At 68.1% G+C, this 22753-nt stretch carries 16 protein-coding genes; 11 read left to right on the forward strand and 5 right to left on the reverse strand.

The features are described 5' to 3' along the window. Positions 1-257: 257 nt before the first annotated feature. From K3F48_RS12685 to K3F48_RS12705, 5 genes are all read left to right on the forward strand, one after another. Positions 258-833 carry an HD family hydrolase gene (locus K3F48_RS12685; RefSeq protein WP_222575892.1) on the forward strand — a complete coding sequence of 192 codons (576 nt, stop codon included), beginning with the start codon at positions 258-260 and terminating at the stop codon, positions 831-833. Positions 834-835: 2 nt separating this feature from the next. Next, positions 836-1348, forward strand: a complete 513-nt coding sequence (locus tag K3F48_RS12690) for a tyrosine phosphatase family protein (protein ID WP_222575811.1) — start codon at positions 836-838, stop codon at positions 1346-1348. Beyond that, on the forward strand, positions 1345-2358 hold the full coding sequence (locus K3F48_RS12695) for an NAD regulator (RefSeq protein WP_222575812.1): 1014 nt from the start codon (positions 1345-1347) through the stop codon (positions 2356-2358). Before K3F48_RS12690 ends, K3F48_RS12695 begins: the two co-directional genes overlap by 4 nt. A 79-nt stretch (positions 2359-2437) precedes the next feature. Beyond that, positions 2438-3208 (forward strand): hypothetical protein, encoded by a 771-nt coding sequence (locus K3F48_RS12700; RefSeq protein WP_222575813.1) that lies wholly within the window; start codon positions 2438-2440, stop codon positions 3206-3208. Positions 3209-3466: 258 nt separating this feature from the next. Then, entirely contained in the window at positions 3467-5134 is a 1668-nt protein-coding gene (locus K3F48_RS12705) for a DUF882 domain-containing protein (RefSeq protein ID WP_255608944.1), read from the forward strand. Positions 5135-5294: 160 nt separating this feature from the next. Here K3F48_RS12705 and K3F48_RS12710 read toward each other — a convergent pair whose 3' ends face one another. After that, a complete protein-coding gene (locus K3F48_RS12710) occupies positions 5295-7769 on the reverse strand; it encodes a bifunctional diguanylate cyclase/phosphodiesterase (RefSeq protein ID WP_222575815.1) in 2475 nt (824 codons plus the stop codon). Positions 7770-8039: 270 nt separating this feature from the next. On the opposite strand from K3F48_RS12710, the gene cobT reads away from it, so the two are divergent. Then, positions 8040-9953, forward strand: coding sequence for a cobaltochelatase subunit CobT (gene cobT / locus K3F48_RS12715; RefSeq protein WP_222575816.1), 1914 nt, complete (start codon positions 8040-8042; stop codon positions 9951-9953). 3 nt (positions 9954-9956) lie between these two features. On the opposite strand, the gene K3F48_RS12720 is transcribed toward cobT, so the two are convergent. Then, positions 9957-11699 carry a DUF4153 domain-containing protein gene (locus K3F48_RS12720; RefSeq protein ID WP_222575817.1) on the reverse strand — a complete coding sequence of 581 codons (1743 nt, stop codon included), beginning with the start codon at positions 11697-11699 and terminating at the stop codon, positions 9957-9959. Positions 11700-12245: 546 nt separating this feature from the next. Beyond that, the gene (gene rpmB, locus K3F48_RS12725) at positions 12246-12542 is read right to left on the reverse strand and encodes a 50S ribosomal protein L28 (protein WP_222575818.1); all 297 of its coding nucleotides are present in this window, start codon (positions 12540-12542) and stop codon (positions 12246-12248) included. 231 nt (positions 12543-12773) lie between these two features. Between rpmB and K3F48_RS12730 the strand changes: the two genes are divergently transcribed. After that, a complete protein-coding gene (locus K3F48_RS12730) occupies positions 12774-13256 on the forward strand; it encodes an AAA family ATPase (RefSeq protein WP_222575819.1) in 483 nt (160 codons plus the stop codon). Positions 13257-13372: 116 nt separating this feature from the next. Continuing rightward, entirely contained in the window at positions 13373-14707 is a 1335-nt protein-coding gene (locus tag K3F48_RS12735) for a TldD/PmbA family protein (protein ID WP_222575820.1), read from the forward strand. Here the strand turns inward: K3F48_RS12735 and K3F48_RS24340 are convergent. Both K3F48_RS24340 and K3F48_RS12740 read right to left on the reverse strand, forming a co-directional pair. After that, positions 14646-15029: a hypothetical protein gene (locus K3F48_RS24340; protein ID WP_255608948.1), complete on the reverse strand. Its 384-nt coding sequence runs from the start codon at positions 15027-15029 to the stop codon at positions 14646-14648. The two genes, K3F48_RS12735 and K3F48_RS24340, sit on opposite strands and share 62 nt — an antisense overlap. Then, a complete protein-coding gene (locus tag K3F48_RS12740; RefSeq protein ID WP_255608950.1) occupies positions 14939-17107 on the reverse strand; it encodes a tetratricopeptide repeat protein in 2169 nt (722 codons plus the stop codon). Before K3F48_RS12740 ends, K3F48_RS24340 begins: the two co-directional genes overlap by 91 nt. Before the next feature lie 259 nt (positions 17108-17366). Between K3F48_RS12740 and K3F48_RS12745 the strand changes: the two genes are divergently transcribed. From K3F48_RS12745 to fixJ, 3 genes are all read left to right on the forward strand, one after another. After that, entirely contained in the window at positions 17367-18980 is a 1614-nt protein-coding gene (locus K3F48_RS12745) for a globin-coupled sensor protein (protein WP_222575821.1), read from the forward strand. Positions 18981-19248: 268 nt separating this feature from the next. Continuing rightward, positions 19249-21999, forward strand: a complete 2751-nt coding sequence (locus tag K3F48_RS12750) for a PAS domain S-box protein (RefSeq protein ID WP_222575822.1) — start codon at positions 19249-19251, stop codon at positions 21997-21999. Beyond that, positions 21996-22646, forward strand: a complete 651-nt coding sequence (fixJ, locus tag K3F48_RS12755) for a response regulator FixJ (protein ID WP_222575823.1) — start codon at positions 21996-21998, stop codon at positions 22644-22646. Before K3F48_RS12750 ends, fixJ begins: the two co-directional genes overlap by 4 nt. The last annotated feature ends 107 nt before the right edge of the window (positions 22647-22753 follow it).

Raw genomic sequence — 22753 nt, forward strand, 5'->3', positions numbered from 1 at the left:
CGGACCGAAAGGTCCGGCCGGTTTTTCTTTGGTGCGTCGCCATTCGATGACGGCCGGCCGGCGCGAGGCGCCTCCGCCCGAAGAAATTGCCGCGGCGTGCTTCGGCGCGCTTGTCGCGCCGACGCCCTCTACGATATTGGGCGAGGACAGCGTCATCGCGGGCCGGCGTTCCGCCGCCGCGGCGCGCAGACGGCGTCCACCGGAGAAGGCGGGTGAAAGACAAGACCGCGCAGTTTGCGCCGCGCGCCTGGCAGCGCATGCTGTCCGGCCGGCGCCTCGATCTGCTCGACCCCTCGCCGCTCGATATCGAGATCGAGGACATCGCCCATGGCCTCGCGCGAGTGGCCCGCTGGAACGGCCAGACGATCGGTCCACATATTTTTTCGGTCGCGCAGCACAGCCTGCTGGTCGAAGCGATCGCCGGCGCGCTGGAACCCGGATTGGATCGAAGGGGCCGGCTATTCATGCTGCTGCATGACGCGCCCGAATATGTGATCGGCGACATGATCTCACCGTTCAAGACGGTGATCGGCGACGCCTACAAGGGCGTCGAGAAACGCATCCTCGCCGCGATTCTCCTGCGTTTCTCCCTGCCGCCCGAACCCGATGCGGCGCTGCTTCGCCTCGCCAAGCGCGCGGACAAGGCCGCGGCGTTTTTCGAGGCGACGCATCTCGCCGGCTTTACACGCGCCGAGGCCGAGCGCATCTTCGGCCGCCCGGCGATCGCGCCGGACGCCTGCGAGGAGGCGCTCGCTCCGCTCGGCGCGGAGGCGGCGCAACAAAGTTTTCTCGCCCGGTTCGCCGCGATCGAACGAGGGGATGAGGGGGGGTGAAAATGGCGCGCCTCTACGTCTGCTCGCTCACCAAGGTCGTCGACACGGTCCGCTCCAGCGGCGCCCGCTCGCTGGTCACCATTCTGACCGGCGGCGCCTCCCTCGTGCGACCCAATGAGATCGCGCCGGAGCGCCATCTGCGTCTGTCCGTCTCGGACATCGACGTGCGCCAGGAAGGACATGTCCTGGCCTGCTGCGAGCATATCGAGACGCTGCTCGCGTTCGCGGCCGCTTGGGATCGCCGTGAGCCGTTGGTCATTCATTGCTATGCGGGGGTCAGCCGCTCGCCGGCCGCCGCCTTCATTCTCGCCTGCGCCCTGTCGCCGCAGAAGAGCGAGGGCGAGCTCGCCCTCGATCTGCGGCGCGCCTCGCCGACGGCGACGCCCAATCGGCGCCTCGTCGCGCTCGCCGACAAAATTCTGCGCCGCGACGGCCGCATGTCCGAAGCGATCGAGGGCATCGGCCGCGGCGCCGATTGTTTCGAGGGAGCGCCCTTCGCGCTCGAGCTCGCGTGACCTCGCGCCTCGGCGCGACCAGCGAGCGGAGGGACGATACAACGGGCCCGCTGCCGGTCGAGATCGGCCTCACCGCCGCGATCGTCGCCGTGCAGGGCGACGCGCCGTTGATCCTCACCGTGCGCGCGAGCGAGGTCGACACGCGCGCCACTCTCCCGTCCGGACCGTTCGATCCCGTCCGGCACAGAACGTTCGAAATCGGGCTGCGGTCCTGGGTCGCCGAGCAGACCGGCATGAGCCTCGGCTATGTCGAGCAGCTCTATACTTTCGGCGATCGCGGGCGGCACGCGCGGGCCGGCGACCGCGATCCGCACGTCGTTTCCGTCGGCTATCTCGCGTTGACGCGGATCGCCGAGGGCCAGACCGGCGAACTCGCCGGCTTTCGCAGCTGGTATGATTTCTTCCCCTGGGAGGATTGGCGCCAGGGTCGCCCGGAGCTGCTGGAGACGACGATCCTCCCCGGCCTCGCCGAATGGGTCGAGGCGGCTCCCGCGGCGTTGTCGTCTTCGGGCCTGCGCCGGCGCGAGCGGGTCAATCTGCTGTTTCAGCCGGCCAGCCGCGGCTTCGACGACGAAAATGCGCTCGAGCGCTACGAGCTGCTCTATGAGGCGGGGCTGGTGGAGGAGGCCTGGCGCGACGGGCGCGAGGCGGCGCTGCAGCGCGGGCGGCGTCCGCCGCCGCTCGGCGCGCCCATGCAGCACGACCATCGCCGCATCCTGGCGACCGCCATGGGGCGGCTACGCGCCAAGATGAAATATCGCCCGGTGATCTTCGAGCTGATGCCCCCGGCCTTCACGCTCACCGAACTGCAGCGAACGGTGGAGGCGATCGCCGGTCGCCATTTGCACAAGCAGAATTTCCGGCGCCTGGTCGAGACCTCCGCCGCCGTCGAGCCGACCGGCGACGTCTCGCTGAACACCGGCGGGCGGCCCGCCGCGCTTTTTCATTTTCGCCGCAATATCCTGCAAGAACGATCGGCGCCGGGGCTGCGGGTCGGCGTCAGAGGATGATCGCCTGCTTAAGAGGTTGTTCACCATGAAGTGGTGAATTTTCCTCGGGGCCTGTCCTCGTCGAGCGTAGGGGTGTTGCTTGGGTTATCTGTCGCCGCCGCCGTCTCCGGCGCCGGTCATCGTCTATAAGGACGTGGGCGGTCTCGTCTCGGATTATCAGGCGCAAACGGAAATCTATCGACGCGAGAGCCGTGAGGTCCGTCTCCATGAATGCCGATCGGCCTGCACATTGGCGCTGAGCCTGCCCAATGTCTGTGTCTATCCCGATTCGCTGGTGAAGTTCCATCTCGCCTATAATGCGATCGACCGTCAGACCGACGCCGGCGTCTCGGCGGAGCTGTTTCGCTCCTATCCGTCCGCCGTGCAGCAGCGTCTCGGCGGGCTCACCCGCCAATACAAGGTGCTGACCGGCAATGAGCTGATCTCGCTCGGCGTGCGCAATTGCAACGGCGACCGCACGATGATCGCCGAAGGAACTCCCCTGCGGCGCCGCCGGACGCCGGCCGCGCCCGCAGCGCCGCATGGAGGCTCTATCGGGGATCTCGCCGAGACGGTCCGCGGCGCGGTCGCTGAAGCCTTCGGCTCGTCCGCGCCCGATCCGCAACGTCCGATCCGCGTCGCCGTGGCCCGGCCCGAGCCGCCTCGCTCGCTCGGCGTCGATCCGAGCCCCACCGCCTCGATCGGCGTCCGCGCCGTCGACGCGCCCGAGCCGCCCCGTCGGCCGCCGACGGCGGCGATCGCGCCGACGCCCGCCGAACATCCGGCACCGCCGCTCATTCCGGGCGGCCAGCCGATCCTCGCGAGCGGCGCCTTCGTCCCGCCGCTGCCAGCGCGGCTCGCGCAGCAATGACAAAGAAAGCGCGAGCGCGGCATTGTGTCCGAATGGCGCCTCGGCTATTTTTCGCCACGATGTTGCTCTACGGACACAGTCGGCGGGCAAATCGTGGCGTGCGTGCGCAAACCCAATGCGTTCCGCGTCACGGAGAAGCGCTGATCGGGCGCTTCGCCGACGGGTGACTCTTCCCATCGCAGTCTCGCGCCTCCTCGCGCGCAAATGAGCCAACACGTCGGGCGCCCGCGCCCGCCGCCAGCGGAAAGACGAGATAATTTGCTGGATCGCTGGAGACTGACGTCTTTTGCCGAGTCACGATCGATCGCCCGCGTCGCCGGCGCTTTCGCGATCCTCGCGGCGTTTTTTGTTCCATCCTTCACCGAAGACGCGGTCGCCAATGGCGAGACTCGCACGCTCTATCTCTATCACGCCCATACTCAAGAGCAGATCGCCGCGACCTATCTGGTGAACGGCCGCTATGACGAGAGCGTGCTCGAGAAGCTCAACTGGTTCCTGCGCGACTGGCGGCGCGACGAGCCGGCCAAAATGGATCCCCGCCTGTTCGATGTCGTCTGGCAGGCCTATCGCGAGGCCGGGGCGAGCGAGCCCGTGCATGTCGTCTCCGCCTACCGCTCGCCGGAGACCAACGCCATGCTGCGCGCCCGCTCGCGGGCGGTGGCGCGCTATTCCCAGCACATGCTGGGCAAGGCGATGGACACGACCATGCCGGGCATGTCGATGTCGCATATTCGCGAGATCGGCATGCGCATGCAGCGTGGCGGCGTCGGCTATTATCCCCATGCCGGCACGCCCTTCGTCCATCTCGACGTCGGCAGCGTGCGCTCCTGGCCGCGCATGAGCTATGAGCAGCTGGCGCGGCTGTTCCCGGACGGCAAGACCGTGCATCTGCCGACCAATAATCAGCCGCTCGCCCGCTATGAGGAAGCCAAGGCCGAGATCGAGGCGCGCGGCGGCTCCTATGCGCCGGTCGAGAGGAAGAGCAAGAGCTTCTTCGCAATGTTGTTCGGCGGCGGAGAGGACGACGAGGACGCCGCGGCGGCGGCGCCGCCGCCCGCCGCGCGCCGGCAATGGGCGTCGCTGGCGCCGCGCCAGATGGCGCGCTTGGCGGAGGCGGAGGAGGAGGGCGCCGTCGAGGCCGCGCCCGTCGAAAAGCCGCGACGCGGGCGCGCGGAAAAGCTCCTGGCGGCCGCCGAGCGAAACCTGCCGCGCGGCGAGACGCAGCTGCGGCAGGCGCCGCCCGAGCCCGCGCCGCCGGAGAGGCCGGCGCCGGTCGCTGTCGTCGCCTCGCTCGCGCCGGCCGCCATGAACGAGGCCGATCCGGCGCTGGTTCCGCTGCCGCCGCGCCGGCCCTCGGGGCTCAGTCTTCTCGGCGCGCCGCTGCCGCCGGCGCGACCCTACGGGCTCGTCGCCGCGGTCGACGGCTTCGCCTCGGTTCCGCTGCGGTCCGGCGCGGGCGTCGCCGCCATCGCCAATCTCATCGACGCCACGGCGTCGACGCCGCTCGCGCCGCCGCCCGAGCCGCGCCCCGCCAAGCCGGAGCCTCTGCTCGCCTATGCTCCGACGGCCGAGCCGGCTGCCGCGCCGCCGCCGCTGGTCGCGCCCGTCTCGGCAGCGCGCGAGGCGTCCGAGCCGGCTGCGGGGCTGCGCCTCTCCGCTTCCGTCATCAAGTCGCCGCCTGCCGCCGCCGCCAAAGTCGCGCTGGTTCCGGCGCGGCTGGATCGGTCGAATTTCCAGGCGCTGACCTCGGCCCGCTCGGCGCGGCTGCTCGCTTTGGGCTCGGCGCTCGGCTCGATGATCGGCGCGCCGCGCTCGGCGGCGCGGGCGGAGGCCAGCCTGTTCTCCGCCTCCCTGACCGGCGGTCAGACCGGCGTCTTTGCGTCCGCCGCGAATCTGCTCCCGACCGACCATTTCGCGCGGCGGTGAGCCGGTCGCCGGGGTCGCCCCCGTCGAGGACGAGCCTGAAGGCTCGCGCTTCGAAAACGCTAGCGCTTTCCGATCGAACGGAATCGTTCGATCGATCAGAATTCGCTCAACAGAAAGAACCCCAGAGCCTTATCCGATCCAATTGGATCCGGATAAGGCTCTAGGCCGCCGTCTCGATCGACCGTTCGGCGGCCAGCATCCGCCGCAGCTCCGCGGCGGGCGTCGGCCGGCTGAACAAAAAGCCCTGCATTTGCGTGCAGCCTTCCTCGCGCAGCCGCGCCAATTGGTCGAGCGTCTCCACCCCTTCCGCCACTGTCGCCACGCCGAGGCATTGGCCGAGGCCGGCGACCGCGCGCACGATCGCCCCGCATTCGTGATTTTCCGGCAGCTCCCGCACGAAGGAGCGGTCGATCTTGATCTTGTCGAAGGGGAAGGAGCGCAGATAGCTGAGGCTCGAATAGCCGGTGCCGAAGTCATCGAGCGAGATGCGCACGCCGAGCGCGCGCAACTGGTGCAGCACCGAGAGATTGGCGTGGTTCTCGGCGAGCAGCACGGTCTCGGTGATCTCGAGCTCGAGCCGGCGCGGCGCGAGGCCGCTGGCGGCGAGCGCCGACATCACCGCCTGGGCCAGCGCCCGCGAGCGGAACTGGGCGGGCGAGAGATTGATGCTGACGCCGAATCGCTCGGGCCAGGTCGCCGCCTCGCGGCAGGCTTCGCGCAGCACCCACTCGCCGATCGGCACGATGAGCCCGGTATCCTCGGCGAGCGGGATGAAATCGCTCGGCGCCACGGCGCCGCGAATCGGATGGAACCAGCGCAGCAGCGCCTCTGAGGCGACGATCTCATTGGTCTCTATGTCGATGACCGGCTGATAATAAATCTCGAATTCGCCGGCGCGCAGCGCGTGACGCAGATCGGCCTCCAGCGTGCGGCGCTGGTGTATGGTGGCGGCCATCTGCGACTCGAAGAAGCGATGGACGCCGCGCCCGTCGGATTTGGCGCGATAGAGCGCGATATCGGCGTTCTTCAGCAGAGTGTCGGCGTCGTCGCCGTCATTGGGCGCGACCGAGACGCCGACGCTCGCCCCGATGTTCACCTGATGTCCGTCGATCTCGCAGACGCGGCCCAGCGTCTCGACGACGATTCCCGCGAGACGTTCCGCCTCGGCGCGTCCCGCGCCGAACTGCACGATCGCGAATTCGTCGCCGCCGAAGCGCGCGACGAGGTCGCCCGGCGGAAGAATGCGCCGCAGCCGCTCGGCGATCGCGACCAGCAGCCTGTCGCCGATCGGATGGCCGAATGCGTCATTGACGTCCTTGAAGCCATCGAGATCGAGATAGAGCAGGCCGAGCCCTGCGCCGCCGGCCTCGCCGAGGCGCTCCAGCCCCTCCGACAGCCGCATGCGGAACAAGGTGCGATTGGCGAGGCCGGTGAGCGGATCGTGGTGCGCGAGATGAGCGATGCGCGCCGCCGCCTCGCGCTGCTCGGTAACGTCCACGACGGCGAGCAGCACGGCCGGCCGGTTGTCGAAGACGAGCTCGCGCGCATAATTGAGAACCTCGATGACGCGTCCGCCGGCGGCCCTGTTCGACCACACGCGGTCGGCCGGGTGGCGCCGCGACGGAAAATCGCGACTCATCGCCAGCGCCGCCCATTCCTCCTCCGCATAGAGGTCGAACAGGGTCGAGGCGAGAAAGCGCTCGCGCGGCAGGCCGTAATGCGCGACCGCGGCGTCATTGACGGCGAGGATGCCGAGGCTCTGCGGATCATGGACCCACATGGGCATCGGATTATTCTCGAACAGGAGGCGAAACGAGGCTTCGCGCTCCTTCAGCTCGGTGACGTCGGTCAGAGTGAGACCGATGAGGTCGCCCATCGGCGAGGCGGCGACGCGCAAATGCGTGGTCTTGCCGCCGGCGCGATGCGCGACGTCGAATTCGTCGTGCCGCATCGCCTCGAAAATCGCGCCGAGGCGTTCGAATGTCCCATTGCCCATCCATTCGGGCGCGATCTCGCGCAGCCGCCGCCATTGCAGGTCGCCCTCCGAGCCGCCGAGAATGCGAGAGGCGCTCTCGTTGAGGCTGACGATCTGCAGATCGACGATGCGGCGGCCGGCCTCATGGACGGCGGCGAGGGTGACGAGGCCGTCGCGCGTCGCGCGATAGATCGCGTCGACGAGATTTTGCGTCGAGGCGCGCTCGCGCGCGAAGATCAAAAACAGCGCGCCGCCCCAGCGGCTGGAGAGCGGAAAGGCGACGATCTCGCAAGTGCGCACCAGCCCGTCGCGAATCGTGCGGGCCAGGGTCGCGGCGGGAGTCGCGCGCAGATGCGCCAGGCCCAGCGCGTCGTGCAGCGCGTCGGCGTGATTGCGGGGAAGCTGGTCGGTCGGCAGGCGATGCGGCGCGACGCCGAGCCAGGCCGCGACGCCGTCGCCGCCGTAGAGAATCTCGTAGGAGCCGTTCCTGCGGCGTATGGCGAGCGCCAGATCGTCGGCGAGGCGCCCGAGGCTGCCGATCCCGATCTGCTCATAGGGCGGCAGTCGGTCCGGAGTCGTCTCGACCTGCCAGTTCAGGCAGAGCTCCTCGACATCCGCGAACTGGGTGGCGACGCCATATTGCGAAGCGATTTTCTTCATGGGGGGAAACGGGGCTGGCGAAGCGCCGGGCGGCGCCGAATGGCGCTAATGTGACCGATCGCTTTGAAAAAAACGTAAATGTTTCAACATCTTGCGTGAAAATGTTGTCACATTGACTTCATAATTTCATCTAGCTAATTGATTATAAAACACAAACGCCATCTCTTTGCGGGATCGCGGACCATGCGCGTCTTTCTTGGAGCAGGCCGCCGAACATCGGCTATATTGAGCGCGTCAGCCGCCGCTCGGGATCGCAGCAGAAAAAGACGAATGGCCACGAATCGCAAGCCCGCCACGCCGAGGGAGGCTCCGCAGGAGCCATTCAAGCGCGCCGTCGCCGGCGCCATGCGCGCCATGGCGAGAACGCCGGAGCTCGAGGTCGCCTTTGCGCCCGAGCGCGCGGCCTTGTTCGGCTCCGACGGAAAGGCGAAGGCGCGCCTGCCCGAACCGCCGCGCAAGCTCACCGCGCAGGATGCGGCGGTTCTGCGCGGCCACGCCGATTCGATCGCGCTGCGCCTCGCCTGCCATGACGAGGCGGTTCACCGCCGCCTGCAGCCCGCCGATCTCGAGGCGCGCGCCGCCTTCGACGCGCTGGAGCAGGCGCGCGTCGAATCGATCGGCGCGCGGCGCATGACCGGCGTCGCCGCCAATATCGGCGCCATGCTCGACGATCGCTATTCTCGCGCCAGGCTCGGCGAAATTGCGAGCCGCGAGGACGCGCCGCTCGAGGACGCGCTGGCGCTGCTGGCGCGGGAGCGGCTCACCGGCCTCGCGCCGCCGCCCAATGCGCGCAAGCTCGTCGATCTCTGGCGCCCCTTCGTCGAGGAGCGCGCCGGCTCCGATCTCGACAAGCTCCCCGAGGCGATCGAGAATCAGCGCAGCTTCGCGCAGCTGGCGCATCGGCTGCTCACCGCGCTCGAGCTTGCGGGCGAAAGCGCCGGCGGCGAGGAGCAGTCGGAGGATTCCGAGCAGGACGAGCCGAAGAGCCCCGATGAGTCCGAAGGCGACGAGAACGAGGACGAGACGCCTTCCGGCTCCTCCGAGATGGAGACCGCCATGGCCTCCGAGGACTCGCTGAAGGAGGGCGAGAGCGAGCCCGCCGAATCTCCCGACGCCGAGAAGATGGAGGAGGTCGAAGCCGGCGATCTCGACGAGGCGATGGAGACGCGCCGCGGCCAGTCGCCGCCGCTCGACCGCGCCGGCGGCGACTATCATGTCTACACGACGCGCTTCGACGAGATCGTGAAGGCCGAGGATCTGTGCGATTCCGAGGAGCTCGACCGGCTGCGCGCCTATCTCGACAAGCAGCTCCTGCATCTCTCCTCGGTCGTCGGCCGCCTCGCCAACCGCCTGCAAAGGCGCTTGATGGCGCAGCAGAACCGCTCCTGGGAGTTCGACCTCGAGGAGGGCATGCTCGATCCGGCGCGCCTGCCGCGCGTCGTCATCGATCCGCAGCAGCCGCTCTCCTTCAAGCGCGAAAAGGACACGGATTTCCGCGACACGGTGGTGACGCTGCTGCTCGACAATTCCGGTTCTATGCGCGGCAGGCCGATCACTGTGGCGGCGACCTGCGCCGACATTCTCGCGCGCACGCTGGAGCGCTGCGGCGTGAAGGTGGAGATTTTGGGCTTCACCACCAAGGCGTGGAAGGGCGGCCAGTCGCGCGAAGCCTGGATCGGCGACGGCAAGCGGCCCAACCCCGGCCGGCTGAACGATATTCGCCACATCATCTACAAGGCGGCCGACGCGCCCTGGCGGCGCGCGCGCCGCAATCTCGGCCTGATGATGCGCGAGGGGCTGCTCAAGGAGAATATCGACGGCGAGGCGCTCGATTGGGCGCATCGCCGGCTGCTGGCGCGCCCCGAGCAGCGGCGTATTCTGATGATGATCTCCGACGGCGCGCCGGTCGACGATTCGACGCTCTCGGTCAATCCCGGCAATTTCCTCGAGCGCCATCTGCGTCATGTGATCCATGAGATCGAGACGAAATCGGCGGTCGAGCTGATCGCCATCGGCATCGGCCATGACGTGACGCGCTACTACCGCCGCGCGGTGACGATCGTCGACGCGGAGGAGCTCGGCGGCGCGATGACCGAGAAGCTCGCCGAACTGTTCAGCGAGAATGCGCGGACGCCGCTCGCGCCCCGGCGTTCGTCGCGCGGCAGGCCGATCGCGGCGGAGTGAGGCTCACTTCGTCGCGAGCACGAAGCCGCTGTATCGCGTCGGCGCGCTGACGCCGTCGTCGACACGGATGGCGAGAGCATCGACGAGCAGGGCGAGATCGCCGGCGCCGTCGGACGTCGTCACGATCTGCGGCATGGCGAGTCTGCTCTTGTTTTCGGCCAGGCGCCACATGAGATCGGCGAGATCGAACGTCGACCGGACGTGACCCGGCGCCTCGACGATCAAGCGGGAGCCATTCGCCTCATAGGTCAGGCTTGCGCTCGCGTTATCCGCGCCTGGGCCTCGAAGCGTTTCGGTTCGCGCTCCGGGCACGACGATGCGCGCGACGACGTGGGCTGTGCGGAGCGCGTCATCGCTCGCCAGCCAGCTCGATTCCGAAGAGGCGGTGAAGAACTTCGTACGGCGCGCAGATTGTAGGGAGTCCTTGACCATCACACGCGCTTGCAGCGCGCGCTCGATCGTGCGAGCGTCCTCCGGCGCGCCGGGGAACAGCGCCGACCAGCCATGATGGCGTTCGAGCACGTCTCGCGCGGCTTGCCATTTTTTCGTCTCGGCCTCGGATAATGCGATGCGTTCGTCGTTGTCGGCGAGGCGGTTGTCCGTCGACGCGCCATGGGCCACGAGAATGGATCGCATCGACGCCGCTTGCCAGCGCGTCGAGACGGCGATCGCGCCCCATGGGCCGAGGCTCGCCAAGAGTGACCCGATCGCTGCGGCGGCGGGGGCGAAGCGGATGATGCGCTCGCGCCGGCCGAGCGCGACGACGCCGTTCGCCGCGCAGAGGGCGGTGAGTAAAACGGCGATATAGCGGTCCGGCGTGAATCCATAGGCGTCGACCCGCTCCCAGATCGCGACGGTGAGCAGGATGAGCGGGGCGGGTAGGAGATAGGGCCAGATGCGCCAGAGCAGACGCACGTGGCGCGGCCCGCTCGCGCGATCGGGAAAGACAAAGGCGATCGTGGCGAGAGCCGAGAAGCCGAAGGCGCCGACCATCCTGCCGACCTCGCCCATTGGCAGCGAGCCTGCAAGCGCGATCTTGCCGGCATAGGCCCACAGCAGCGCAGAATAGACGAGGACGAAGGGCGCGAGCGCCCAATTCGTGACAGCGGCGACGCCGCGGCGGGTCAGGTCCCTCGCGCCCGCTGCGAGGCCGATCTCCTCCACCGCAGGCAGTCGCGCCGCGAATACGATCGGGGCGACGCCGAAGAACAGGAAGATCGCCGCGCGCTGGCTCGTCTTCCATGAGGATTGTGCGTCATAGAGATGGAATAGCAGCTCTGCGCTCCAAATGGTCGCCCAGACGCTGACCCAACCGACCGCCGCTCCGAGCCCGGCGACGCGCGCGGCGAAGCAGAATTTTTCGACGAACGCCCAATAGGCCTCGGCGTCCTTCAACGCCGGCAGAGGGGCGGCGAGGCAGGCGAAGGCGAGGGCGGCGAAGAAAGCCGGATGGAAGAGAGCGAGCGGCTCGGAGAACCATATCGCGGCGCCCGCAGCGAGGGCTGCGAATGATTGCAGCGCGTAGTCCTGCGCAGCGTTTCGCCGCAGCGCCGTCGCCAACAGGCCGGCTGCGAGGCTCGCCAGCCAAGCAGCGATCAGCGCCTCCACGATAATCTCGCGGCGCTCGCTCGAGGGCGACTCGACGAGCTGCAGGGCCGCGCAGGCGACCGCGAGCGCATCGGCGAGGAGGGGACGGAAGCGGCGTTCGTCTCGTGAGAAGAACCGACGGAGAAAGAAGGGTTTCATGAACTCGCTCCGAAAAATCAGAGCGGGAAGCATCGGTGTCCAGAACGGCCGAATTACGGCCTCGGTGTTTCACCGGATAGGCCGAAGATTGAAAAACTGTTAATTTCGCGCTCAGCGCTCAGCGCTCAGCGCTCAACCGCGCCGAAACCAAGAGTCGGCGGCGGGAACTCGAGGGCGGCATAGGCGTTTACGTTTCGGCGCGATCGTGGCGCTCGCGTGATGTGACGATCATCCGGCGCGCCTCGCGCGGCGGATGAAAGTGAGAGGTTGCGTAATGATTTCCTTTGGCAAAGTTCGAAATGCGGGATTGCCCGCGGCGTCTTACGAGCCGCTCGACGTCCAGAGGGTTCTGTGCGTCGCCGCGATCTTCTCGCTCGCCTCCCTTCCCCTGCTGCTCAGCGTCGCGTTGTCGATCTGGGGCTGACATGCCGCCCGGAGCGATTGCGGTCGACCTCGAGAGGCTCGGCGGCAAGGGCGGCCGGCGACGATAAGAGACCCCGCGTCGTCGGCGCGGGGTCTTTTATGTTTTCGCTATCCGCTGCTGGCTCAAGCGCTCGGCGCGGCGGCCGCCTTTTTGACGATCTCGCGCTTCAGCGCGCGGGCATTGTCCGAGAGGTCCGTCTCGCACGCCTTCAGAAGGAAGGCGTCGAGGCCGCCGCGATGCTCCACCGAGCGAAGCGCCGCGGCCGAGACGCGCAGCCGCACGGCGCGCGCCAGCGCGTCCGAGGCCAGCGTCACATTGACCAGATTGGGCAGAAAGCGCGTGCGCGTCTTGCGATTGGAGTGGCTGACGAGATTGCCCGTCTGCACGCCTTTGCCGGTCAGTTCGCAACGGCGGGACATTTTCTTCTTCCTTTCGATCGGTCGAAGGCGCGCGGCTCGGCGCTTCGAAATCGTCGCATGACGAGAAATTCGCAAAAGGTTCTCGCACCCCGGGGCGAGCCCTTGGTCGGGGCCTTATAGCGGCACGGGGCCCGAAAGGTCAACAGAGGATCGCATTGAACTCGCTCGATTGCGGCCTAGAATGCGGCCGAAGCGTGTCGGCGTCGATCGCGATAGGACAGATCCGAGATCATGCGCAACGGGACCGCAACCGCCTTTCTGATCCATGGCTATCTCGGAGCCGGCAAGACCACATTGGCGCGTCGCTTGGAAGCCGAGAAGCAGGCAGTCCGGTTCACGCATGACGAATGGATGCGCTCGCTCTACGGCGACGATCCTCCGCAAGCGATGTTTCGAGAGTGCGCGCTGCGCGTATCCAACGTCATCGAGGCGACGTGGACGCGGTGCGTCACCCTGAAAATGAATGTCATTCTGGATTTCGGCTTTTGGTCGAGGCAAGAGCGGGATCGTGTGCGAGGCTTGGTCGCCTCGCTCGGAGGCGAAGCTATACTGTATCGTCTCGCCTGCCCGGATGATGTCGCCTGGGAACGGATCAGCAAAAGGAACCAGCGGCTCGAGTCGAGCCTCTATATTTCTCCGAACACGTTCGAAATCCTGAAAGCCGAGTTCGAGCCGCTCGATCCGGACGAAGAGCGCGTCGCGATCCAAGACTAGTTGCCCGTCGTTTTTTGATCCGGAGCGAATTCCGTTCGATCGGAAAGCACTCTAAGCAATGGTCGGCGCGCGCCGGCCTGTCGCCGTCCCGCCGAGCCAAAGCCTCGAGCCCCGCCATGTTCCTTACGCGAGACGACGTCAAATCCATCGCCGACCGCCTCATCGGCCGGTCGAACGCCGATTCTTGCAAGATCTTCGTCGAGGGCTCGGAAACGCAGAGCCTGCGCTTCGCCTGCGGCAGCGCGACGACCAATGTCGCGAGCGCGCAGGCGCGGCTGCGCGTCACCTCGCATATCGGCGCGCGATCGGGCTCCGTCTCGATCGGCGGCCTCGACGCTCGGGCGCTCGAGCGGGCGCTGGCGCGATCGGAGGAGATCGCGCGGCTGATGCCCGAGGATCCCGAGTTCATGGCGCCGCTCGGCCCGCGGAACTATCTTTCCGGCGCGCGCTATGACGAAGCGACCGCGGCGCTCGGCCTCGGCGATCTCGCCGAGGCGGCCGGGCGCATCATCGCGGCAGGACGCGGGAGCGGCGTGAACATGTTCGGCTTCGCCGGCTCGGGGCGCGGTTTCGAGGCGATGGCGACGAGCAACGGCCTCTTCGCCTATGATCGGACGAGCTTCGTCGATCTCTCGACCACCGCGCGCCGGCGCGACGACCTCTGGTCCGGCTGGGCGGGCGGGCGCGCCTTTGCGGCGGCGGGACTCGACGCCTCGGCGATCGGCCGCCGCGCCGCCGAAAAGGCGGCGCAGGCGGCGGAGCCGGTCGATCTCGAGCCGGGACGCTATACGGTCGTCCTCGAGCCGGTGGCGGTCGGCGAGCTCGCCCGCTGGCTCGTGTGGATGATGGACGCGCGCGCCGCCGACGAAGGCCGCAGCTTCTTCTCCGGCCGCGGCGGCGCCTCGCGCATCGGCGAGGCGCTGTTCGACGAGAAGATCACGCTGCGCTCCGATCCGCAGGACGGCGTCGCTCCCGAAGCGTGCTTCGGCGCCGAGGGCCTCGCGCAGACGCCGCGCCGATGGATCGAGAAGGGCGTGCTGCGCGAATTGGCGCGCTCGCGTTTCTGGGCGCGGAAGACCGAGCGCGAGAGCGTCCCCGCCGCGCGCAGCTTCACGCTCGAGGGTGGCGGAACGAGCATCGACGAGATGATCCGCGCGACGCGCCGCGGCGTGCTGGTGACGCGCCTCTGGTATACGAACATGCTCGATCCGCGCAGCCTGCTGCTCACCGGCCTGACGCGGGACGGCAATTTCCTCATCGAGAATGGCCGCATCGTCGCGCCGGCGCGCAACATGCGCTTCAACGATAGCCTCGCGCAAATCTTCTCGCGCGTCGGCGCTCTCGGCCCGAGCGCGCGCGTCTGGCTGGACATGGGCGACGACGCGGCGATCAGCGCGCCGCCGATGATGGTCGAAGAGTTCGAGTTCTCATCGAAGTCGAGCGGGATATGAGCGCTCTCCCGCGTCCTTGCTGCTGCGCCTCGTCGTAGGATTTCTCCTCGACGATGGCCGAGCCGCAGAGATCGTCGGTGCGGCGCTTCAACAGCGCGCGATGGTCGTTGCGCTGATAGACGCCGCGCGCGAGCGCGACGAACTCGTCGCCGAAATCCTGGCGCTTCTCGCAAGCGCGGATGCGGTCTTCGATGTCCCACAGCGCGAGATCGGCGTCCTTCAGCTCGCGCGTCAGCGCGTCGAGCGCGCCGCCGGCGCCGGCCGCGCGGCGTGGACGGCGCGCTCCAGCTCGCGCGCCATGCGGGAGAACACATCGTCCCAATCGCCGCGCCGCTCCTGCCGGAACAAGCGCGCGCTGTCGTACCAGGGCGTGTCCTCGCGCTCCAGCATCCAGCGCCATTCGGGCGAATGCTTGATCGCGATCCACACCTTTTGACCGAGCGCGCCGGCGAGATGGGCGATCGATGTGTCGATGGTCACGACGAGATCGAGATTTGCGATCACCGCGGCGGTGTCGACGAAAGCGTCGGCGCCGCAATCGAAATCCGCGCCGAGCGATTCGACGCGCATGCCTGCCGGCGCGCTCCGCAATTGTTCGGCGCCGAAATTCTTCTGCAGGCTGACGAGCCGCACGCCGTCGATGCGCGACAGCGGCGCGAAGGCGGACAGCGGCGCCGCGCGCGTATGATCGGAGCGCGAATGCGAGCTGCCGTGCCAGGCGATTCCGACCTTGAAGCCGCCGTCGCCCAAGCGCTCGCGCCAATGCGCGACGCGCTCCGGCTCGGCGCGGAGATAGGGGCGGCCGGAAATCGTGTCCGCGCGCGTCGCAAAGGCGCGCGGCAGGCTGCAGATGGTGACGCAGCAATCATAATTCGCATCCGGCGGCGGCGCCGTGACGATCTCGACATTCAGCCCGAGCCCGCGCATCACGCGCGCGAGCGAAGGACGGCAATGATAGGCGGCGCGCGCGCCGGCCGCGGCGAGCAGCGGCGCATAGCGGCTGAATTGCAGCGCGTCGCCGAGGCCCGCTTCGTCCAGAACGACGATGGATTTTCCGGCGAGCGGCTCGCCGCGCCATTCCGGCCAGCGATAGGCGATCTCCGCTTTCGGCCGATCGCCCTGCACCCATCTGTGCTCGAACAGCTCCCAGCCTTCCGCGAACTCTCCGAGCAGCAGCAGCAGCGAGCCCTTATTGGCCTTCGCCTCCGCATGGCGCGGGTCGATCGCGATCGCGCGATCGAAATCGGCGAGCGCCTCGTCATAGCGACCGAGCTCCTTGAGCACGATCGCGCGGCCGCAGAGGACGTCCGCATCCGCGCTCTCGAGGCGCAGCGCGCGATCGAACGACACGAGCGCCTGGTCGAGCTCGGCGCGGCGCAGCTCGGTCATGCCGCGGCATCGCCAGGCGAGCGCGAAGCTCGCATCGATGGCGATGGCGGCGAGCGCCGCCGCATGCGCCTCGTCGAAGCGGCCGAGCTCGAACAAGGCCATGCCGCGATTGGTGGCGAGCCGCACATCGTCCGCGGCGCGCGCCAGCGCCGCGTCGAAGACGGCGAGCGCCTCCTCGAAGCGCTTCAATTCGTGAAGCGCATTGCCCTTGGTCAGCAGCGCCGATCCATGGTCCGGCGCGAAGGACAGCACATGGTCGCAGAGCGCGCCTGCCTCATCGAAGCGGCGCAGCGCCATGAGGGCGGCGGCGGCGCCGTCGGCGGCGTCGAGATAGGCCGCATCCAATGCGAAAGCCTGCGCGAAGGACGCGAGCGCCTCCTCATGGCGGGCGAGACGCGCGAGCGACACCGCGCGGTTGCGCAGCAGCGCCTTGTCGGCGCCGGCGAGCGCAATGGCGCGGTCGTAATCCGCGATTGCCTCCGCGTCGCGGCCGAGCGCGTGCAGCGCCAGCGCGCGATTGCCGAGCGCCGCGGCATGGCCGGGCGCGAGCGCGAGAACGCGCGTCCAGGCGTCGCATGCGTCCGAATGTCGCTGCAGCGCGATCAGCGCCTCGCCATAATTGAACCAGCCTTCGACATTGGCGGGATCGAGGCGCAGCGAAGCCTCGTAATCGGCGAGCGCGTCCCGCGCGCGCCCGCATTTTTGCAGCGCGACGGCGCGGCCGTAGAGCGCCTGCGCATGTTCGGGAGAAAGCGCGATGGCGCGGCCGAAATGCGCGATCGCCCGCTCTTCCTCGCCCTTCGCGACGCGAATGAGTCCGGCGAGATAGCTCGCGAAAGGATGCGCATCGATAATGTCTCGGCGCGCGTCGATCTTCTGCGTCGCGACATGCAGCGAGCCGTCGCGCACATCCGCCATCAGCGTCGCGAGAAACAGCTCGGAATCGGCGGGCGGGCGCGAGAGCTCGGGCCGTGTCTTGCCGGGGCGTGTCTTGCGCGGTCTCGATTTCATCGAGCGGGTTCTCGCTGCGGGGATCATCGCCGCAGTAGAGGTTCGAGCTTGTCTCGGACTGACCTCGCGCGAGCATTCGCGCCGGCGTGTAACAATGTCGCACAGCAGCGGCGGGGAATGTGCAAGAAAGTTTTATGTCGGATTTGTAATGTCTGAAGGCTGCGAATCGCGTAACGATTCGTTCGTGGCGTCAATAAGGGAACGGCGACGGCCTCGCGGCGAGTGGCGCGATCGCCGTGCCGCCGGCAGAGGGCACAGCATGACCAATTCGTCGCAGCATTCGATGACGATGGAGCAGAGGCTCGCATTCATAGACATGTCCGAGGAAGGTCGGGCAGCGCTGCGTCAGCTGAAGCCCCTGCTCGCCCGCGCGCTCGGTCCGGCTCTCGACAGCTTCTACGACAAGGTGCGCGCGGATCCCAATATGCGCGCCTTCTTCAGCGACGAGCGCCATATGGCCTCGGCGAAAGCCGCCCAGCAACGCCATTGGGCGCAGATTTCCGAAGCGGACTTCGGCCCCGAATATGAACGCATGGTGCAGAACGTCGGCAAGGCCCATGCGCGGATCGGCCTCGAGCCCAGTCTCTATATTTCCGCCTATGCGGTGGTCGTCGATCGTCTGCTTCGCGCCGTCGTCGACGAATGCGCGCCGACCAGCCTGCTCGGCGGCAAGAGCCGCAACGACCGTCTCGCGCGGACGGTCGTCGCGCTGGTCAAGGCCGCTTTCGTGGACATGGATCTGTCGATCTCGGTCTATCTCGAGACGATGCGCGAGCAGCGGCGCCTCGCGGACGAGAAGCGCGCCGAGGCCGAGGCGATGCAGCGCCACGCGCTCGACGTGATGGCGCGGGCGCTCGACGCGCTCGCCCATGGCGATCTGCAGCGGCGCATCGACGAGAAGCTCGACGGCGGCTTCGACAAGATCAAGGACGATTACAACAACGCGCTCGACAAGCTGCGCGAGGCGTTCGCCGATGTCGGCAATTCCGCGAGCGTCATCCAATCGTCGAGCACGGAGGTGGCGAGGGCGGCCGACGATCTGGCGCGACGCACGGAGACGCAGGCCGCGAGCCTCGAGGAGACGGCGGCGGCGCTCGAAGAAATCACCGCGACGGTGAACAAGACCGCCGACAGCACGCGCCATGCGAGCGAGGTGTTCGACGCGACCAAGGCCGAGGCCGAAAAGGGCGGCGCGATCGTGCGCGAGGCGGTCGACGCCATGCGCCGCATCGAGCATTCGACGCGCGACATCGGCCAGATCATCGGCGTCATCGACGAGATCGCCTTTCAGACCAATCTGCTCGCGCTCAACGCCGGCGTCGAGGCGGCGCGCGCGGGCGAGGCGGGGCGCGGCTTCGCCGTCGTCGCCTCGGAGGTGCGGGCGCTCGCCCAGCGCTCCGCCGAGGCCGCCAAGGAGATCAAAGGCCTCATCTCGGCGTCGACGTCGCAGGTGGAGAACGGCGTCCTGCTGGTGACTCGCACCGGCGAGGCGCTGGAGCAGATCGTCGCGCAGATCGGCGATGTGAGCCAGGTGGTGACCGAGATCGCCGCCGGCTCGAAAGAGCAGGCGACGGGCCTGAGCGAGGTCAATCGCGCGGTCAGCCAGCTCGACGGAATGACGCAGCAGAACGCCACCATGGTCGAGGAGACCACGGCCGCGAGCCACAGCCTCTCGCACGAGGCCGAGGAGCTCGCGGGGCTGATCTCGCATTTCAAGATCGACGCCGCCGGCAGAGACGTCCGGCCCGGCGCGGCCGAGGCGCGACGGCCCGCCCCGGCGCAGACGGCGCCGCGTCGCCGGGCGGCGGCTCAGGCCGGCGGCCGCTCGGCTCATGCCGGCGCGTCCGGAGACGACGACTGGCGCGATTTCTGAGGGCTCTCCGCCCTGTTCGGACGGCGCGCGCAGCTACGTAATTTCCACAGGCAGCTTGCCGCGCGCGCGTGACGTATCAAGCCTCCCGATCCAGCGCGAGGCGAAGCGCCTCGCTTCCACGGTCGAAGCGCGCCGAGCGCGAGCCCGCCCCTGGCGGCCTCGGTCTCACACGCTGCGTCCTCGGCCCGAGCGGCCCCGGCCGCGCGTGACTTCCAGACGCAGGCGTCGACGACGTCCGCTTCCGTCGCGGAAGGGGGGAGGCAGGTCAGTGGATGAATCCTGCGTTCGTGTCTGTTCGCCCTCGGAGCGGCAGCGTCGCTCGTCGAACGGCGCGGCGCGCGCTGAAGGCGGCGCCGACGCTTTTCGGCAGAGCGTCGAGCGCATCTGCCGCCGCCTGCGCGAGATGCGCGAGGGCACGATCGAGCTGGACCGGAACGCGGTCATTCTGCACTGCAATCGGCGATTTCGCGAAATGATCGGGCGGCCGGCCGGGAGGCTCGTGGGCGGGCGCCTCGTCGACCACGTCGCGCCGCCGCAGGCGGCGCGTTTCGCCCGATTTCTCGCCGCGGGACAATCGGAGAGCCGGGAATTCGAATTCGCGCGCGCCGACGGATCGCTGCTGCCGGTGAGCGTCGCGCTCGGCGCGCCGATCGGCGCCTCCGCGCCGTCGCGGCTCGCCGTGGTCACCGATCTTTCGCCGATCAAATGGATGGAGCACAGCTTCGCCGCGAGCGAGGCGCTGCGCGAGCGCGAGAAATGGCTGCGTCTCGCCGTCGCGTCGGGCCGGGTCGGCACGTTCGACGCCGATCTCGTTCGGGGCTGCAGCTGCTTCTCCGCGACTGCGCATGAGATTCTCGGCCTGCCGCCCGAGCGCGCGATCTCCCTCGCCGATGTCGAAGCCCTGTTGCTCGAGGAGGACCGGCCCGGTTTCGACGCCGAGCTGCGCGCGGCCTGCACGGGCGGGAGCGGGGCCGAATGGAGCTATGAGCTTCGCATCCGGCGCGCGGACGGCGCGCTGCGTTGGGTCGCCGTCGCCGGCCAATTCGAGCTGCGGTGGAGCCCGCGCGGGCCCGTGCCGGTGCGCGTGCTCGGCACCGCGATCGATGTGACCGAGCGGCGCGAGATCGAGGACTCTCTGCGCCGCAGCAACGAGCGTCTGCGGCTGGCGCTCGCCGCCGGCGCCATCGGCAGCTGGGAGCTCGACATCGGCTCCGAGACCCTCGACGTGGACGCCAAATATCGCGAGATCTACGGCATCCCCGCCGAGGCGTCGATCTTTCCGCAGATGGTGCTCGATCTCATTCATCCCGACGACGCCGAGGACGTGCGGCACGCCGTGCTTTCGGCTCTCGATCCCGCCGGCGACGGCCGCTATCAGTCCGAATATCGCATCCGCAGGCTCGGCGACGGCGACGAGCGCTGGATCGCCTCGCGCGCGCAGGCGCAGTTCGAGAGCAAGCGCGCCGTCCGCATGATCGGCGTCGCGAGCGACATCACCGAGAAGAAGCGGACCGAGAGCGAGCTGTGCGAGAAGGTGAAGCTCGCCGAGCAGCTCGCCGGCGTCGCGGCGTCGGTGCCGGGGCTGATCGCCTCGTTCCGGCTCACGCCGGACGGCAAGGCGTCGCTTCCATACACCTCGCGCAATGTCGAGGACGTCTACGGCCTTTCGTCCGAGGCGTTGCGGGAGGATGCGGAGATCAAATTCGCGCGCGTCCATCCCGACGACATTGCTCATGTGCGCGCGAGCATCGCCGAGTCGGCGCGATCGATGACCGTCTGGCGCGACAGCTATCGCTATAACCATCCTCGCAAGGGCTGGATATGGATCGAGGCGCAATCCTCGCCGATTCGCGAGCCCGACGGCGCGGTGCTGTGGAACGGCTATCTTCAGGACGTCACCGAGCGCAAGCGCATCGAGCGGGCGCTCGTCGACAAGGAGGCGCGGCTCCACGCGACGGTCGAAGGCGCTCATGACGCGATCGTCACCCTCGACGAGCAAGGCGCGATCCAGTCGCTGAATTCGGCGGCGGTGCGCATGTTCGGCCATTCCGAGGCGGAGGCGATCGGGCGCGGCATAGAGGCGCTCATTCCCGTGTGTCTGTGCGGCGGCCGCCGGTCGAGCCTGCTCGCGCGCGTGTACGAGACCTGCGCGGAAGACGGCGCGATCTGCGAAGCGGAGGGGCGGCGCAAGAACGGCTCGCCATTTCCGGTGGATCTCTCGGTCAGCGAGGCGGCCTTTCACGGTCGGCGCCTGTTCATCGCCTTCGTCCGCGATCTCAGCGAAAGGCGCCGGATCGAAGCGCGCATGCAGAAGCTGCATGCGGAGCGGCTCAGCGCGGTCGGGGAGCTCGCCGCCGGCCTCGCCCATGAGCTCAATCAGCCGCTGTCGGCGACGACGATCTATCTCAAGGCGGCGCGGCGCCTCCTGCAGATGCCGGCGGACCAGCGTCCCGCCAATGTCGAGGACGCGCTCGACAATGCCGCGACGCAGATCATGCGCGCCGGCCAGATCATCTGCCATTTGCGCGAGTTCATCACGCGCGGCGAGCCCGACAAGACGATCCAGAGCCTGCACGAGCTCATCGACGAGGCCAATGAGCTCGTCATGGTGGAGGCCAAGCAGGCCAATATTCGCGTCGCCTTCCAATTGAACGCGCCGGACGATCGGATTGTGGCCGATCGGGTGCAGATCAAGCAGGTCGTCGTCAATCTGATGCGAAACGCCAAGGATGCGATGAGCGCGTCGCGGACGCGCAGCCTGGTCGTCTCGACCCGCGCCGCCGGCCGGAGCATGATTCGCGTCGATGTCGCGGATACGGGCCTGGGCCTCACCGAGGAGGCCCGGGCCAGCCTGTTCGAGCCTTTCACCACGACCAAGGCCAACGGCCTCGGCGTCGGCCTGACCATCGCGCGCTCGATCGTCGAGGCGCATTATGGAAAAATATGGGCCGGACCCAACCGGGACGGCGGCGCGACGTTCAGCTTCACTTTGCCGCTCGGCGCGGAGACGGAGACGTGAGCCATCCCATCGTCCATGTGATCGACGACGACGCCGCGGTGCGCGACGCCTTGCGGATGTTGTTGAAGACCGAAGGCCTCGATGTCGTCACGCATGATTCCGCGCTCGGCTTTCTCGACTCCGTCGATCGCGCGGGCACCGGCTGCGTCGTCACCGACGTGCGCATGCCGGAGATGACGGGCATGGAGCTCTTGTTCAAGGTGAAGGAAATGGGCCTGTCGTTGCTGGTCATCGTCATCTCGGCCCATGCGGATGTGCCGCTCGCCGTGCAGGCGATGAAGGAGGGCGCGCTCGACCTGTTGGAGAAGCCTTTCGACGACGAGGCGCTGCTCGCCGCGGTGCGCCAGGCGCTCGCTTTCGACAGCGGCAAGCGAGCGCAGTCGTCGCAGGAGCAGGAGATCGCGCGCCGGCTCACGACGCTCACCGGGCGCGAGAACGAGGTGCTGGCCGGTTTGCTGAGGGGCCAGCCCAACAAGATCATCGCCCATGAGCTCGGCATCAGCGTGCGCACGGTCGAGGTGCATCGCGCCAATGTGATGGCGAAGATGCAGGCCGGCAGCCTGCCGGAACTCGTGCGCATGTCGTTGACGGGGCAGGCGAAAGGGGCGGCGGCGGAGGCGGGCGCCCAGCCGCCGGGGGATCGTTGACCGAGGAGACGGGGGAGCAGCAGGATGTGTTTGCATCCTTTCGAATAATATACACGTATAGATGGTATTTCGCATTACTCCACGCGATGCGCCGTGCGCGAGGCCCT

It is taken from the genome of Methylosinus sp. Sm6 (genome assembly GCF_019802345.1).
Classification (GTDB): Bacteria; Pseudomonadota; Alphaproteobacteria; order Rhizobiales; family Beijerinckiaceae; genus Methylosinus.

Bases quoted from the DNA above. Each gene is read 5' to 3' on its own strand.
- K3F48_RS12685 (WP_222575892.1), top strand. From the start codon at position 258: ATGCTGTCCGGCCGGCGCCTCGATCTGCTCGACCCCTCGCCGCTCGAT.
- K3F48_RS12690 (WP_222575811.1), top strand. From the start codon at position 836: ATGGCGCGCCTCTACGTCTGCTCGCTCACCAAGGTCGTCGACACGGTC.
- K3F48_RS12710 (WP_222575815.1), bottom strand. From the start codon at position 7,769: ATGAAGAAAATCGCTTCGCAATATGGCGTCGCCACCCAGTTCGCGGAT.
- cobT (WP_222575816.1), top strand. From the start codon at position 8,040: ATGGCCACGAATCGCAAGCCCGCCACGCCGAGGGAGGCTCCGCAGGAG.
- K3F48_RS12720 (WP_222575817.1), bottom strand. From the start codon at position 11,699: ATGAAACCCTTCTTTCTCCGTCGGTTCTTCTCACGAGACGAACGCCGC.
- rpmB (WP_222575818.1), bottom strand. From the start codon at position 12,542: ATGTCCCGCCGTTGCGAACTGACCGGCAAAGGCGTGCAGACGGGCAAT.
- K3F48_RS12730 (WP_222575819.1), top strand. From the start codon at position 12,774: ATGCGCAACGGGACCGCAACCGCCTTTCTGATCCATGGCTATCTCGGA.
- K3F48_RS12735 (WP_222575820.1), top strand. From the start codon at position 13,373: ATGTTCCTTACGCGAGACGACGTCAAATCCATCGCCGACCGCCTCATC.
- K3F48_RS12740 (WP_255608950.1), bottom strand. From the start codon at position 17,107: ATGAAATCGAGACCGCGCAAGACACGCCCCGGCAAGACACGGCCCGAG.
- K3F48_RS12745 (WP_222575821.1), top strand. From the start codon at position 17,367: ATGACCAATTCGTCGCAGCATTCGATGACGATGGAGCAGAGGCTCGCA.